Source organism: Hyphomicrobium sp. MC1, assembly GCF_000253295.1.
In the GTDB taxonomy this organism is placed as follows: Bacteria; Pseudomonadota; Alphaproteobacteria; order Rhizobiales; family Hyphomicrobiaceae; genus Hyphomicrobium_B.
On the sequence record NC_015717.1, the window covers coordinates 2,957,705 to 2,973,255 of the forward strand.

A 15,551-nucleotide genomic window follows, 5' to 3' on the forward strand; every position below is an offset into this window, starting at 1 on the left:
CCTTCCTTGCAATAACGCGCTTCGTCAGCTTGCTGACTATGATTCCAACGCAAACGGCCGTTTATTATGGCCTTTACGCTGCTCCACGCATTCAACAGCAAGCGTCCAAAACGGCCCGCACCGGACGCCATCTCGCGCGTCGCATTTCTTGTTATTGCCGCAGCTATTACTCTATTTTACCGTTTCTAATTCCCCCTCCATTTCCGCTTTGAGCGATTTCCAACGCGGCCATTGTCTGACCACGAATGATCATTACTGGAAATAAAATGCAGGCGGACGAACTTGAAATTCTTCGCCTGATCTCAGCGGGATAGATCGACATCATGAACCTCAACCCTACTGGGATGAACTTATGTCAAAACGTCACAAAGTCACGATCGACGGCAAAAGCTTTCTGGCGCCGCGCGGTGCGCTTCTGCTCGATGTGGCGTTGAACAACGGCATCGACCTGCCTTACAGCTGTCGCGCAGGACATTGCGGAACATGCTGCGTGCGACTTGTATCCGGCGACGTGCACGGTGGCGAAGGAGCGGAGCCCGGCGTCATTCACGCCTGTCAGTGTCGGATCGTTGCCGACGCAGTAATCGAGCGCGAGCAGCCCGCTGATATTCGTTCCGTCAACGGCGTCTTGAGCACATTGCGGCCGCTGTCGTCGGAAGTCCTGGAAATCGGCATTACAACGGACCGTCCCCTTCCGCATCTGCCCGGCCAATACGCACACGTACAGTTCAGCGGTTATCCGAACCGTTCCTATAGCATCACGCATGCTCTGAATGAATCGGACGACTGCGATGCCACGTGGTTTCACGTCCGCCGCGTTGAGAACGGTCGCGTCAGCGCATCCATCGGTAAGCGGATTAAGATCGGACACCGTGTCAGGCTCACGGGTCCCTTTGGATCCGCGCACTTCCGGCCGAATCGCGGTGGCCGGATCGTTCTCGTGGCAACCAACACGGGTTTCGCTCCGATCTGGGCGATCGCCGTCGCAGCGCTTCGCGAAGATCCTTCACGAAGAATGATGGTCATTGCCGGCGGCCGCACCTTGGATTCCCTTTATATGGCCCCCGCTCTTGTGCGCCTGGCGCGTTTTCCGAACGTCGTCGTCGTACCAGTCTGCAGTTCTTTGCAGGTATCGATTCCGGCGGTCAGACCGGGTCGGCCAACCGACTATCTACCACGCTTATTGCCCACCGATGCTTTGTACGCCTGCGGTGCACCGGGCATGGTCGAGTCGGTAAAGGCAGTTTCGGCAGACGTTGGCGCGACCTGCTACGCCGACCCATTCCTGCCGGCACCCGACACAGCGGGCGGGCAAAGCCCTCTCACCCGCACCATCGAGAGGCTCTCCTCTCCCCGAGATCGAAACATTCTTCAACTCGCTTACGAGCGCCCAGGAGGTTTCAGGTAGCAATCGCTGCTCGCTTACGGGTACATGCGCGAGGAATATTTCATTGCGTCTTTCAAAGCGTAACAATTGGTCGATGCTCAGCACAGATTTCAATTCTGTGCGGTTCGGTCTGTTACTCGCACTGCCGTTGGTCGTTACGCTCGACATCGGTCGCTCTGTTGCGTTGGATACGACGAAGGTCGTCGGGCCGAATGCCTGCGCCGAATGCCACAAGCAGGAAGCCGAAGCCTGGAAAGGCACACATCATTTCAAGACGTTCCGAGAGCTGCCGCGCAACCCCGAAGCCAACAAAATCGCGGAAAGGATGGACGTCCGGCGCATCAAATCGGAAAGCTTATGCGTGAATTGTCATTACACAGTTCAACGCAAGGATAACAACGATGCGGTCGTGTCCGGAATCTCCTGCGAGTCCTGTCATGGCGCAGCCAAGGATTGGATCAAAATCCATAGCAGCTTCAGCGGTAAAACCGCGAAGACGGAAACGAAAAGCGAAGCGCAGGCGCGCTGGAAGCTCGCGGAGTCAAAAGGCATGATCCGACGTCATGCGCTCTATCAACTGGCGAAGAACTGCTACGGCTGCCACGTCGTGCCGCGAGAAGATCTCGTAAACAAAGGGTTACATCGAGCTGGCAGCCTATTTGAGCTGGTGTCCTGGTCGCAGGGCGAGGTGTTGCACAACACATGGTATTCAAGAGGCAAAGAAAATGTTCCGGCCGATGCCGAGCGCAAACGCATGCTTTATCTGATCGGCCTTGGCGTCGAACTTGAAACCGCGTTGCGAGCTGTCGGAAAGGCGACTGTGCGAAAGGCTTACGCCCTCGAAATGGCTCAGCGTGCGGATAAAGCGCGACGACGACTCGCAGCGGTGGCAACGGCAGTGCCAAACGTGCCGGAAATCGCCAAGATCGTGGAATTATCTCATTCGGCCGCACTGACCTTGAACAGCGAGAAGGATCTCTCGGCGGCAGCCGATGGCATATCTCAGCTGCTCGTCAGCATCACCGACAAGTATGACGGCAGCACCATGGCCGGCCTCGACAGCATGATCCCGCAGCCAAGCCAGTTCAAAGGTACTGCGAGAAAAGCTTCAGCCATCAATTGACGTTATCGGAGCGCGGCCGCGACCGGCGCGCGATTCCTACGGGGGTGGGAATGAGCAAATCTGGTGGCCTCGCGTGAAGACGGTAGCACAACGCGTTCCCGGCAGCGTGATCTGGATGCTTGGCTCGGCGTGGACGGTCATCTGCCGCGCGAGCCTCGTTGTCCTGATGATCGCGCTGTCCGCGGGCTTATTCTTCTGGGTATGGATATATGCCAGCGCGCTTCGCGATCCGCGCTATCTCGATGGCTGGCTGCTTGCCGCCGGCATGAGCCTGCAGTTCAGCTTTCACGCCGCTATCAAGACGAACAAGCTTCCGCCGAAGCTCTTCAAGAGATGGCGGGGCGTCCACATCTTCGTCGGCTACGCGCTTGTCGCCGCGTTCCTCTCACATTCCAATTTTTCGATGCCAGATACCCCGTTCGAGTGGGCACTGTGGAGCGGCTTCGTAACGGTGACGCTCAGTGGTGTGTTCGGCACTTACCTCGCGTGGTCGTCACGCGCCAAGTGCGGAATCGACGACAACGTTAGCCTCGAGCGCATCCTTGCCCGCCGCGCCGAGCTTGCGCGAGACGTGCGCGAACTCATTACGACACCAGATCCAATTGCTGTGGAGTTGTCGCTGCCCGCTCCGCCTTATGACGCTTGGATCACCGATCTTTACGCAAACCATCTCAATCACTTTTTCGCAGAGCCGCGCAATTTTTCGTCGCATCTCTTGGGCTCGCGAAGGCCGCTCCAGCGCCTGACGGCGGAGATCGAACGCCTGTCGCGCTACGTCGATGGCCCACGACAGGACAAGCTCGCGACGATCAGCAAGATGACGGCTGAAAAAGATCGTCTCGACTTTGCGCGCGTTCATCTTGCACTGACAAGAGCGTGGCTATTCGTGCATGTCCCCATCACCTACGCGCTCATCGTGCTGTCGGTGTTGCACATCCTTGTCGTCTATTCCTATTCGTCGGGGGCTTGGTGATGCGGCTGTGGCCGTGGCGAGCAATGGAGCTGAGTCCGCTTCCCAACTTGGGGCGAGACCGATTTGCGCGCATTCTGGCGCTCGCAACATCCATCGGCGTTAGCGCCGTATTCATCGCGTCTCCCGGAACGCAATTTCTCATGCCGGGGCCATTGAGCAGCGCGCACGGCGCGATCAAGAATTGTTCTTCGTGCCATGCCCGTAGTGGCGACGGAAAATTGAGTTGGGTCCATGGCATCGTCGCCCTTGGATCGACCGCGGACAGCAAGGCTTGCCTGACCTGTCACAAGATCTCGGAAAGCGCCTTTAACCCACACGGCGCGTCAGCTGAGGTCCTGAAGAAGAGCACGCTGCGGCTCGTAAATATTGCGACTGGAAGCCCTCAATCGCTGTCTGCGCGCGCGCAAACCGCTGCCCTGCCGATGCAGAAGATGATTTCCGGCGGCCTTAACTGCGCTAGCTGCCATCAGGAGCACCAAGGCATCAATTTCGATCTGGACAAGATCTCCAATGAGCAATGCCGATCCTGTCATTCGGTGAAATTCGACAGCTTCGATGATGGTCATCCGGCATTCGATACCTACCCGTTCCGGCGACGCACACGGATCATCTATGACCACACCGCACATTTCGACAAATACTTTCCGGACGTCGCGAAAAAAGACCCGTCGCGACGGATTCCGGCCACCTGCTCTACGTGTCACGACAGCCAAAACGACAGACGGATCATGTCTGTCGTTCCCTTTGAGCGAACGTGCAGCGGCTGTCATCTGGGACAAATTACCGGTAAGGACCGCGTGAACGGTCCGAAAGGCATTGCATTTCTGACGCTACCGGGCCTCGACCTCGAAACGCTGAAAAAGAAGAACGCGGCAATCGGCGAATGGCCGGATGCTTCAGAAGCCGAACTCACGCCTTTCATGAAAATGATGGTCGGGCGAAACGCTGAAGGTCGCGCGACGTTGAGAACAGTAGACGGCCTCAATCTGCAGGACCTTGCACAGGCTAACAACGATCAAATCAAAGCTGTGACCGATCTTGCGTGGGATATTAAAAAGCTGTTCTACGCGCTGATCGCCGGAAAAGCGTCCGACGTTCTTGGCGATCTTAATATCGGTAACGGCAATGCCAAGCTGAATGTGACGCTCGTCGCCGATTTGACAGCGAACATCCCGCGGGACGTTGTCGTTGGCGCGCAGCAGCAATGGTTGCCAAATTTGGCAAGAGAGATTGCCGATGGCCCATTGCCAGATGCTCCGGCGCCGAGCGCGTCCAACTCAACACCCGGCGTTTTGCGTTCCGCCGGGAAGGAAGAGGCGAAGAGTACGGACAAACGTTCGCCTCCTGCTGACGACGGCGAGCAAGAAAAAACGCGACAGGCAGCTGATAAGGTCAAGCGCGATCCTCCAGCGTGCCTGCTACGCGTCTTCGGTCAATGCATCATGAATAATGCGCCTGGAAACTCAGCAGATGCGGCTCATTCCGACGCCGGTGACAATAGCGATAACACGTCCACTGACAGGAAAAAGACCCATGCCACCTCTCTACCGCCTGCGATGCAAGCAGGCTTGAAGGATCTCCGGCCACCTGGCGATGGCGAACGCACAATGCAATTGGCACAAGTTTCGACGAGCAAAACCGCGGTCAACGCACGCGCTCAACCCGCGGCAAAATCCTCGCGCCAATCCGACGACCTTCTCTCTCTCTCAGAAGAGGAGAGTCGCGATCTTGAGGCGCGAAACAATGGATCGGCCGACAAAAAAGGCGCTGCATCTCAAGCAGCACCGTCGCCCTCGGGAAATGCGAGTACAGAGGCGAGCGTGCCCCCGATCATCAGCATTGCAAGCGATATCGATGCTGAAAGCTGGGCCGAATATGGCGGCTGGTATCGGCAGGATTACGCGATTTTCTATCGACCCACCGGGCACAAAGACAAGTTCATCTACTCTTGGCTGTTCCTGACTGGTCCGAAGACGCGGAAAGATGGCACGACGCCCGCTACGGCTGTTTTCAACGTCCTGACCAATAAGGACGCACCGGGATCATGCACGAAGTGCCACAGCATCGATGACGGCCGCAATGGTGGGCGCGTCGTCAATTTTTCTCCGCTTTCGGCAAGCTCCAAGAGCGGACGTTTTACGCGTTTTACTCACGAACCGCATTTCGGCATCGTAGGCAAGCGCGGCTGCCTGACATGCCACGACCTCGCAAAAGATCGGTCATATCTGAAGAGCTACGAGCAGGGAAATCCGCAGAATTTCGCGTCGAACTTCAGCACGGTGAAGAAGGATGTCTGCCAGGGCTGCCATGCCAGCAGCGGCGTGCGCCAAGACTGCCTGACATGCCACAACTATCATGTGAATGGCGTTATCACACCGATCATGACAACGCGTAATCCATCTCAGTAGTGCCAAGATGCGGGCACTTTGGCCGTCATCGCCACGCTAGGCCCCCATTTGCATCCCAATCTTCCGTCAAATGATCATCGAGGTTGGATATGGTCCAGGCTTTTGCATCGATCGCGGCGGGGACTGCTGTCACGCTTCTGGCGGCCGTACTTTTGTTGTTGCGCGCGCCGCTCCACGGTCGCCGACCGGTCGTTGCGCTTACGCATCGATGGATTAGCGCCGACACGCGCACATCGGGCATTGTCCTTGGGTCTCTCGTAGCGATCGCCGCGGCTTGTTTTGTGCACATCGCAGAAGCCCCGAGCAGCGTCGACGGCTCTTCCATGATAAGCCGTAGCGACGGGCATGTGATGCCGCCCGAAGCCACCGATGGCAATATTGAACCAGACACGGCGCAAGCGTTTGCTGATCTTCGCGCCTATGCGGCCGATACAAATTCTGGCGCGTCGTCGAAAGCTGTTGCCTCGCCGGACAATACTTCCACTGCTTTGCCTGACGTAGACACGATGATTGCGAAACTGATCGCTCGTCTCGAAAAGCAGCCGAACGACGTCAATGGCTGGAAAATGCTCGGGTGGTCGTATCTCAATACCGGGCGACCTGGCGATGCGGCGACGGCTTATGAGACAGCCCTTAAGCTTCAGCCCGGCGATACCACACTCAAAAAAGCGCTCGATGAGGCACACGCAGCGCAGGCCAACCCGCAGACATTTTCACCCAGCGTCGCGTCGCCGTCCGACGACGTCGCAGCGGCGGCAAAGCTTTCAGATACACAACGCAACGACATGATCCGCGGCATGGTCGATAAGCTTGCCGCCAGACTCGAGGCCTCCCCAAACGATGAGAGCGGCTGGTTGCGTCTGATGAGTTCGCGCGTCACGCTTGGAGAGACCGAGGCCGCCAAAACAGCGTTGACGAAAGCTCTCCAATCCTTCTCCGGCGATGCTGCCGCTAAAGCCCGGCTCGTGTCCGCGGCGCGCGAACTTGGCATCAAAGCAGATTAACGGCCCGCTCTTGCCGACAGATCTAAGCCGAACCGCGAAGCACGTCGTAAAACGCGTTCTCGTTATTGACCATGCGAAGCTTCTCTGCGACGTCGCGATTACGCAGTCGGCGTGAAACCGCGGCGAGGGCATTCAGATGCGTCTTCTCCGCTCCAGCCGGTGTCAAAAGCAGAAAAGCCAAATCGACCGGTTTGCTATCAATCGCTTCGAATTCGACCGGCGGCTTAAGTCTCGCGACAAGGCCGAACGTTTGCTTGAGATCGGCATAAGCTGCGTGGGGAAGGGCAATGCCGTCGCCCATCCCGGTGGAACCGAGACTTTCTCGTTTATTGAGTTCGGCGAAGATTGTCTCGGCAGGAAGCCCAGTTGCCGCAGCTGCTCGTTCCGATAACGTGCGAAGAAGCGCTAATTTCGTCGGAACCCGCACGTCCAGCATGACGGCGCGCGGCGAAAGAAAGTCAATAATGCAGGATGCCATGAGAAATCCTCGGCGCACGCGCCACTGTCAATCGGGAGCGCGGAGGCGGTAGCCAACGCCTGTTTCAGTCAGAATATATTCCGGGCTGTTCGGACGCGGTTCGATTTTCTGCCGAAGCTGCGCGACGTAAACGCGAACGTATTGGGAATCGGCAGAGGGATCCCAGAGCTCGCGCAACAGAAAATTGTGCGTCAGTACTTTGCCCGCATGCTGAACAAAGAGACGCAACAGGTCGTATTCCTTCGGCGATAGCTTGATCTCTCGTTCGCCAACCTTGACGATGCGGCGCACGAGATCCACCGACAGATCGCCGACATGGAAAATGGGCCGCTCGCCCTGAATCTGTAGCCGATGGCGAAGTGCGGCTCGCATTCTGGCGAGAAGCTCGTTGATGCCAAAAGGCTTCGTCACATAGTCATCAGCGCCGAAATCAAGGGCCTGCACCTTGGCGGTTTCGTCAGCGCGGCTCGACAGCACCACGATGGGAATGGCTTCATTCTGGTCGCGGATGGATCGCAGCAGGTCCATGCCTTGCATATCCGGCAAGCCGAGATCGAGGACGACGATATCCGGAGTCTCCGCCATCAGCTCCAGGGCTTTGCGCGCATTCGGTGCGTCGATTACCTGATAGCCTTGCGTTGCAAGCCCCATGCGGAGAAGTTTGCGGATTGGTGGTTCGTCGTCGATGACGAGAACTTTGATGGCGGGCGCACTCATGCGGCGTTTTCCAGCGTTTCTGATCGAGCGGATGCCGGAAGCGTTACGGTCAGGAGTGCACCGCTGCGATCAGGTCGATTACCCGCCGTTATCGTTCCGCCCATGATTTCGATAAATCCGCGTGAGATCGGCAATCCAAGCCCCGTTCCGGCGCGGACATGATCGGCCTTGTTCGCGCGATAGAATTTATCGAAGATTTTTTCAACATCTCGGTCGGGGATGCCTGGCCCTTCATCCCGGATTTGAATGACGACGAGCCCATGATCGTTCCAAGCGCCGACCTCAATCAACGTATTCTCGGGCGCGTATTTTGCAGCGTTGTCAAGAAGATTGAAAAGCACTTGCTCAAGTAAAACGGGATCAGCATCCACCTTCAATGGCTCCGATGGAAGATTGGCCTGGACCTTATGTCTTGAAAGGATCTTTCTCGCGCGCTTGAGCGCTGCATCGACAATCTCGCCGACGTCTTGAATTTCCGTCTTGGCGACAATGGCGCCAGCTTCAAGCTTCGTCATATCGAGAAGGTTGGCGATGAACCGGTTGAGGCGTTCGGATTCATCGATGATCGTAGCGAGCAACTCCGACTGCGCCTCGGCATCGAACTTGTCGCCGAGGTCGCGCATCGTCGTTGCCGCGCCGAGAATAGCGGCCAGGGGCGTCTTGAGATCGTGAGACAACGACGTCAGCAGAGCGGCGCGGAGCCGTTCCGTCTCGATGCTGCGTTTCGCGCGCTCGACGTCCTCGACGAGGTGGACGCGCTCGATGGCGAGTGCGCCCTGGTTGACGAGTGCATCGAACAGCCGCCGTTGGTCGGGCGTCAGCAGCGGTCCCGGACGGTCACTGTCTATGCCGACGACACCGACGATGCCGCGTGCGGTCCGGAGCGGCAGAAAAAGGCGGGGCGACCCGGGCAGCGTATCGGAGCCGCGCCCGGCTGGGCGGTCGTTGGTCCAAGCCCACGTCGCGGCGGCGATATCGGACGGATCAAGCATATCTTCCGGCGGGTATCCCGCCTTCACGGCAATCGAGCCATTCTCTGGCAGCAACAGCACGACGCGGACTTTCAGCATCGAGGCGATCTGAAAGACGGTTGCCCAAAGCACATCATCAAGCGTGCCGGTTCCGGCAAGCTTGCGACTGAAGCCATACAGCGACTCCGTCGTGCTGGCGCGGTTCATGGCGATCACAGTCTGACTGCGCATGCGCGCTGCGATGTTCGACACAACGATTGCTACGACGACGAAGCAGAGAAACGCCGCGACGTTCTTGGCATCGGCGATGGTGAATGTGAAGAGCGGAGGCAGAAAGAAATAGTTGTAGAGGAGCGCGCCGGCGACGCTCGCAACAAGCGAGGGGCCGATGCCAAGCTTGGCTGCCACGCCCACAATCGCCGTCAAAAATATAAGATCGACGCTTTCCACGCCGATCCATGGTCTGAGCACCCAGGCAACGCCAAGCGCAGCAGCCATCGCTATAAACGTGATGAAATAATTCAGCGGCCGATGCTGTGGTTGATCCCTTGCCGTTCGAACCGTCTGCGCCGTCGCCGGCTCGGCTGGCAATTGCTCTCCGGAAATGACGTGAACGCTGATGTTTCCAGATTGCCTGACGAGATCATGGACGACAGAACCGTTGAGAATTTCGAACCATCGCGGCCGATCGGATTTACCGACGATGATTTGCGTCACGTTATGGGCGCGCGCGTACGAGATGATATCGTCGGCGATCGACTTGGAGCTTCCGGGCATTGTCAGCGTTTCGCCGCCGAGAAGTTCGGCGAGACGCATCGCTTCAGCAATGCGGTTACGCTCGCCTTCGGAAAATCTGAGGCTGCGGCGCGTCTCGATAGTGACCGCGGTCCACTGCGCGTGCAGGCGATCGGCAGCACGTTTTGCATAGCGCACGAGCCCGGATGAGCGCACATCTTCGTTGACGCACACGAGCACGCGTTCGCACGCCGCCCACGGTCCGGACATGGCTTTGGCGCGAAGCTGGGTTACGAGCTGTTCATCGACGCGTTCGGCGGTGCGGCGTAAAGCGAGTTCGCGCAATGCGGTGAGCTTGACGGGCGAGAAGAAATTTTCAAGCGCGCGGCGCGCCTGATCCGGGACGTAGACCTTCCCTTCCTTCAATCGCTGAATAAGATCCTCTGGCGTGATGTCGACAAGCTCGACGTCGTCGGCTCGGGCGAGGATCGAATCCGGCACCGTTTCGCGGACGCGAATTCCGGTGATCTGGGCAACGACGTCATTCAAGCTATCGATATGCTGGATGTTGATAGTGGTGAAAACGTCAATGCCTTCGTCGAGCAACTCTTCGACATCGAGATAGCGTTTCGGGTGACGGCTCATCGGCGCATTGGTGTGCGCCAGCTCGTCTATCAGCGCAATCTCGGGGCGCCGCGCGATGACGGCGTCAATATCGAGTTCCTCCAGCGTCCGACCTTTGTATTCGACCTGACGCGGAGGGACAACGTCAAGACCGCGAAGAAGTGCTTTTGTTTCCTTGCGTCCGTGCGTCTCAACGACGCCGACAACGACGTCAGCACCTTCTTTAACCTTGGCGCGGGCGGTGCGAAGCATTTCATAGGTTTTGCCGACACCGGGAGCCGCGCCAAGAAAAATCTTCAACCGTCCCTTCTGGCGCTCCTCGCGTTTCAAAACCTCGAGGAGCGCCTCCGGCGACGGTCGATGATCGGGTGTGCGGTTTTCTTCCGCCATCTTATTGCTTTCCTCGCGGCGCCATCGCGCCGCGCAATATTCACTGTGCCGCCGTGTCGTCAAGAGCAAGATTGAGCGCCAGAACATTGACGCGGGGCTCGCCGATCAACCCTAGGAACGGTTCTTCGATGTGGCGGTCAATGAGGCTGCGAACGTTCGCTTCCGGCAGATTGCGGGCCTTGGCAATTCGGGCCATCTGAAAATAGGCAGCAGACGGCGAAATGTCAGGGTCGAGGCCCGACGCGGACGTCGTAACCAAGTTGATCGGCACCTCGGAACCGGGGTTCTCCGCCTTCAATTTGGTCATATCAGTCTTAACGCGATCAATCAGGGCCTTGTTTGTGGGACCGAGGTTCGAGCCCATCGAGTTCGCGGCATTATAAGGCTGCGCCACTGTTTTCGAAGGGTCGGCTGGGTCCGAGCCCGTTGTCGCGGACGGACGGCCATGGAAGTACTTATCGGACGTGAACGACTGCCCGATGAGCTCGGACCCGATGACCTTGCCGTCCCGTACGATCAAGCTGCCCTGGGACTGCTTAGGAAAGATGGCTTCGGCTATGCCGGTCATAGCGAGCGGATATACGAGGCCGGCGATGAACGTCAATGCGATGAGCACGACGATGGCTGGGCGAATTTCTTTCAACATGGCGTGTTACCTCAAGCGAGATGCAGAGCGTTGATGGCCAAGTCGATGGCCTTGATGCCGATGAAGGGGACGACGACGCCGCCGAGCCCGTAAATCAGCAGGTTGCGGCGGAGCAGCGGTCCGGCACCGATCGCGCGATAGGCGACGCCCTTCAGCGCCAACGGGATCAGCGCGATGATGATCAGAGCGTTGAAGATGATCGCCGACAGGATCGCGCTTTGGGGGCTACCGAGCGCCATGATGTTGAGCGCGTTAAGCTGCGGATAGAAAGCAACAAACATCGCCGGAATGATCGCGAAGTATTTGGCGACGTCGTTCGCAATCGAGAACGTCGTCAGCGCGCCGCGCGTCATCAATAGCTGTTTGCCGATTTCGACAATCTCGATGAGCTTCGTCGGGTTGCTGTCGAGATCGACCATGTTGCCGGCTTCGCGGGCGGCGACCGTTCCGGTGTTCATCGCGACGCCGACGTCCGCCTGAGCAAGGGCCGGCGCATCGTTAGTGCCGTCGCCGCACATGGCGACCAACTTGCCTTTCGCTTGCTCGTCGCGGATGAGGCGCAATTTGTCTTCCGGTGTTGCCTGCGCAAGAAAGTCGTCGACGCCGGCTTCAGCGGCGATAGCGGCCGCCGTCATCGGGTTGTCGCCAGTGATCATCACTGTGCGAATGCCCATGCGGCGAAGCTCGGCGAAGCGCTCACGAATACCGCCTTTGACGATATCTTTGAGGTGGATGACGCCGAGCAAGCGGCCGTCCTTAGCGACCGCCAGCGGTGTCCCGCCCGCTTTCGCTACCGTTTCCGTGATAGCCTTGATCTCGCGTGTGGCTTCGGCGGTGATGGCCGGACGAAGCACCTGCGCAGTTGCACCAGACGAGAGAGTCGCGACCGGGGCGTTTAGGTATTTCAACACAGCGTCCACAGCACCTTTACGGATCGACGATCCCTCGAATTCTACGCCGCTCATGCGGCTCTGGGCCGTGAACGGAATGAAGTGCGCTTTAATATCCGCAACATCTCGACCGCGAATGCCATGCTTCTCTTTAGCGAGAATAACCACCGAGCGACCTTCCGGCGTCTCGTCAGCCAGAGATGCGAGCTGGGCGGCATCCGCGAGTTCCGACTCGCTGACGCCGGACAGCGGTACGAATTCGGTTGCCTGACGGTTGCCGAGCGTGATCGTTCCGGTTTTATCGAGAAGGAGCGTGTCGACGTCGCCAGCGGCTTCAACGGCTCGGCCCGACATCGCAAGAACGTTAAAACGCACAAGGCGATCCATGCCGGCGATACCGATAGCTGAAAGCAGCGCGCCGATCGTCGTCGGGATGAGCGTAACGAAGAGCGCGACAAGGACGATGACCGAGATCGTGCCGCCGGCATAAGCGGCATAGCTCGGGATCGTTGCGGTCGCGAAGACGAAGATGATCGTGAGGCCGGCGAGAAGAATGTTGAGTGCGATTTCGTTGGGTGTTTTCTGGCGTTCCGCGCCTTCGACAAGCTTGATCATGCGATCAATAAAAGTCGAACCCTGGGCCGCCGTGATTCGGACGACGATCCAGTCCGACAACACGAGTGTGCCGCCCGTCACTGCCGACCTATCGCCGCCGGACTCACGAATGACCGGCGCTGATTCACCGGTGATCGCGGCTTCATTGACCGACGCGACACCTTCGATGACTTCGCCATCGGAGGGAATGGTGTCGCCCGGCTCGACAAGGACCACGTCTCCGACTTTCAGCGTGGTTCCGGGAACGAGCTTGTAGCTGCGGCCCGATCCCGTCATCAGCTTGGCTTGCGTTTCCTGGCGCTGAACACGCAGGGAGTCTGCTTGAGCCTTGCCGCGACCTTCCGCGATGGCCTCCGCAAAGTTTGCGAAAAGCACAGTGAACCAAAGCCACAGGATGATCTGGAACGTGAACGCCAAGTTACCTTCGCCCGTTACCATGTCGTGGAGAAAGATGATCGAGGTCAAGACCGTCACGACTTCAAGAACGAACATGATCGGATTTTTGATCATCTTGCGCGGATCAAGCTTCGCGAAGGCCGAACCGATTGCCGGAACGACGATCTTGGGATCGAGCATTGTCGCCGAGCTTTTCTTACGCGCCATAGACGTATCCATCTTGGAAACTCCGAAAAGAGAGATCAGTAGAGCGTGCCGGCCGTCATCGCGAGGTGCTCGACGATGGGCCCGAGTGCGAGCGCGGGAAAGAACGTCAGTCCGCCAACGATCAGGATGACGCCAACGACGAGGCCGACAAAAAGTCCGCCGGTGGTTGGGAACGTTCCGACAGAAGGTGCGAGCGTCTTCTTCTCTGCCAACGCGCCTGCGATCGCCATCGCCGGCACGATCATCAGGAAGCGCCCAACAAACATCGAGATCGCGCCCGTTACGTTGTAGAAGAATGTGTTGCCCGTGATGCCCGCGAAGGCGGAGCCATTGTTTCCGGTGCTCGATGAGAAGAGATACAGGATCTCAGAGAAGCCGTGCGGACCGGGGTTGGCGATGGAGGCTAATGCGGACGGGAGCACCGCGGCGACAGCAGTCCAGCCGAGGATCATCAGCGGCAGGATCAATATGGCGAGCATGGCCATCTTGACTTCTTTCGCTTCGATCTTCTTGCCGACGTATTCGGGCGTGCGGCCAACCATCAGTCCGGCAACGAAGATTGCGAGGACGACGAACAGCAACATGCCGTAAAGCCCTGCCCCGACGCCGCCGACGATGATTTCGCCTAGTTGGATATTCACGAGCGGGATCATTCCGCCGAGGGCCGTGAAGGAGTCATGCATGGCATTGACGGCGCCGCAGGATGCGGCCGTCGTAATGACTGCGAACAAGGCCGATCCCACGATACCGAAGCGGGTTTCCTTGCCTTCCATGTTGCCACCTGTCAGGCCGAGTGCGTTGAGGCCGGTGGTGCCGTTGGCTTCGGCCCAGTAACAGACCGCAACGCCGGCAATGAAAAGCACGCCCATAACGGCGAGGATGGCCCAGCCTTGGCGCTGGTTGCCGACCATGCGACCGAAGACGTTCGTCAACGCAGCGCCGAGCGCAAAAATGGAGATCATCTGGACGAAATTCGAGAGCGCGGTCGGATTCTCGAACGGATGTGCGGCGTTGGCATTGAAGAAACCACCGCCATTGGTGCCGAGCATTTTGATGGCAACCTGGGAGGCCACCGGACCGACGGCGATCGTCTGTTTGGCGCCTTCGAGCGTCGTCGCATCGACGTACGCGCCGATCGTCTGCGGGATACCCTGCCAGACAAGAAACAACGTGTACGGGATACAAAGCGGCAGCAGGATGTACAGCGTGCAGCGAGTAACATCGACCCAGAAGTTACCGAGATTTCTGGTCGATGCACGCGCAAAGCCACGTATCAAGACGATCGCAAGAACGATGCCCGTTGCGGCCGACAGAAAATTCTGATGCGTCAATCCAAGCATCTGCGTGAAATACGACATCGTCGTCTCGCCGCCGTAGTTCTGCCAGTTCGTGTTGGTGATGAAGCTGATGGCGGTGTTGAACGAAAGGTCGGGCGCCAGCGCCGTCATTCCTTGCGGATTGAAAGGCAGCGCACCTTGCAAGCGCAGCACGGCATAGAGAATGACGAAGCCGCCGATATGAAACAGCAGCATCGAGACGGTGTAGCGCAGCCAATCCTGTTCGCCGCGTGCGTCGACGCCCGCGATTTTATAGAGACCGGCTTCGACCGGGCTCAAGATTGGTGAAAGAAATGTTTTCTCGCCAGAGAAAACGCGTGTCATATACCAGCCGAGCGGCTTTACGAGCGCCAAAACGATCGCGCAAAAGAGCGCAATCTGGATCCAACCTATAAGTGTCATATGCGTTGGCCTTTCAGAACCGCTCAGGACGCAGCAGGGCGTAAATGAGGTAGGCGAGCAGGCCGGCCGTGACGATGCCGGCCAGGGCGTAGTCGAATGTCATGGAGACCTCACAATCGGTCGCAGGCAAAAGCGTAAGCGATGGCAACGGCAAAGAGCGCCAGCCCGCCCGCTACAAGGATGATGTCCAGCATTTTCGTTTTCCTACTCGGTGACATGCAGCGCCCGCGCGAAAGGGATTGCGGGCC

The 15,551-nt window shown here is 58.2% G+C and carries 12 protein-coding genes; 5 read left to right on the forward strand and 7 right to left on the reverse strand.

Annotation, left to right across the window (positions count from 1 at the left end):
- The first annotated feature begins 352 nt into the window (after positions 1-352).
- The 5 genes from HYPMC_RS14350 (at position 353) to HYPMC_RS23295 (ending at position 6,895) form a co-directional block, all read left to right on the forward strand.
- Positions 353-1,408 (forward strand): 2Fe-2S iron-sulfur cluster-binding protein, encoded by a 1,056-nt coding sequence (locus HYPMC_RS14350; protein ID WP_013948706.1) that lies wholly within the window; start codon positions 353-355, stop codon positions 1,406-1,408.
- Between the two features lie 73 nt (positions 1,409-1,481).
- Positions 1,482-2,510 carry a cytochrome c family protein gene (locus HYPMC_RS14355; RefSeq protein ID WP_155831262.1) on the forward strand — a complete coding sequence of 343 codons (1,029 nt, stop codon included), beginning with the start codon at positions 1,482-1,484 and terminating at the stop codon, positions 2,508-2,510.
- A 73-nt stretch (positions 2,511-2,583) separates the two neighbouring features.
- On the forward strand, positions 2,584-3,483 hold the full coding sequence (locus tag HYPMC_RS14360; protein ID WP_013948708.1) for a hypothetical protein: 900 nt from the start codon (positions 2,584-2,586) through the stop codon (positions 3,481-3,483).
- Positions 3,484-3,701: 218 nt separating this feature from the next.
- Positions 3,702-5,891 carry a hypothetical protein gene (locus HYPMC_RS14365; protein WP_155831263.1) on the forward strand — a complete coding sequence of 730 codons (2,190 nt, stop codon included), beginning with the start codon at positions 3,702-3,704 and terminating at the stop codon, positions 5,889-5,891.
- A gap of 89 nt (positions 5,892-5,980) precedes the next feature.
- Positions 5,981-6,895, forward strand: a complete 915-nt coding sequence (locus HYPMC_RS23295; protein WP_013948710.1) for a tetratricopeptide repeat protein — start codon at positions 5,981-5,983, stop codon at positions 6,893-6,895.
- A 22-nt stretch (positions 6,896-6,917) separates the two neighbouring features.
- Here the strand turns inward: HYPMC_RS23295 and HYPMC_RS14375 are convergent, their stop codons facing one another.
- From HYPMC_RS14375 to HYPMC_RS14405, 7 genes are read right to left on the reverse strand one after another with little or no spacing between them, the layout of a single operon-like run.
- Positions 6,918-7,373 (reverse strand): PTS sugar transporter subunit IIA, encoded by a 456-nt coding sequence (locus HYPMC_RS14375; RefSeq protein WP_013948711.1) that lies wholly within the window; start codon positions 7,371-7,373, stop codon positions 6,918-6,920.
- Between the two features lie 27 nt (positions 7,374-7,400).
- Positions 7,401-8,090, reverse strand: a complete 690-nt coding sequence (locus HYPMC_RS14380) for a response regulator (protein WP_013948712.1) — start codon at positions 8,088-8,090, stop codon at positions 7,401-7,403.
- Entirely contained in the window at positions 8,087-10,810 is a 2,724-nt protein-coding gene (locus HYPMC_RS14385; protein ID WP_013948713.1) for a sensor histidine kinase KdpD, read from the reverse strand. Before HYPMC_RS14385 ends, HYPMC_RS14380 begins: the two co-directional genes overlap by 4 nt.
- Positions 10,811-10,850: 40 nt before the next feature.
- On the reverse strand, positions 10,851-11,456 hold the full coding sequence (locus HYPMC_RS14390; protein WP_013948714.1) for a K(+)-transporting ATPase subunit C: 606 nt from the start codon (positions 11,454-11,456) through the stop codon (positions 10,851-10,853).
- A gap of 11 nt (positions 11,457-11,467) precedes the next feature.
- Complete coding sequence (kdpB, locus tag HYPMC_RS14395) at positions 11,468-13,564, reverse strand: potassium-transporting ATPase subunit KdpB (protein WP_371199496.1); 2,097 nt, start codon at positions 13,562-13,564, stop codon at positions 11,468-11,470.
- 35 nt (positions 13,565-13,599) lie between these two features.
- Entirely contained in the window at positions 13,600-15,303 is a 1,704-nt protein-coding gene (gene kdpA, locus HYPMC_RS14400; protein WP_013948716.1) for a potassium-transporting ATPase subunit KdpA, read from the reverse strand.
- 13 nt (positions 15,304-15,316) lie between these two features.
- Positions 15,317-15,406: a K(+)-transporting ATPase subunit F gene (locus tag HYPMC_RS14405; RefSeq protein WP_013948717.1), complete on the reverse strand. Its 90-nt coding sequence runs from the start codon at positions 15,404-15,406 to the stop codon at positions 15,317-15,319.
- Between the last annotated feature and the right edge of the window lie 145 nt (positions 15,407-15,551).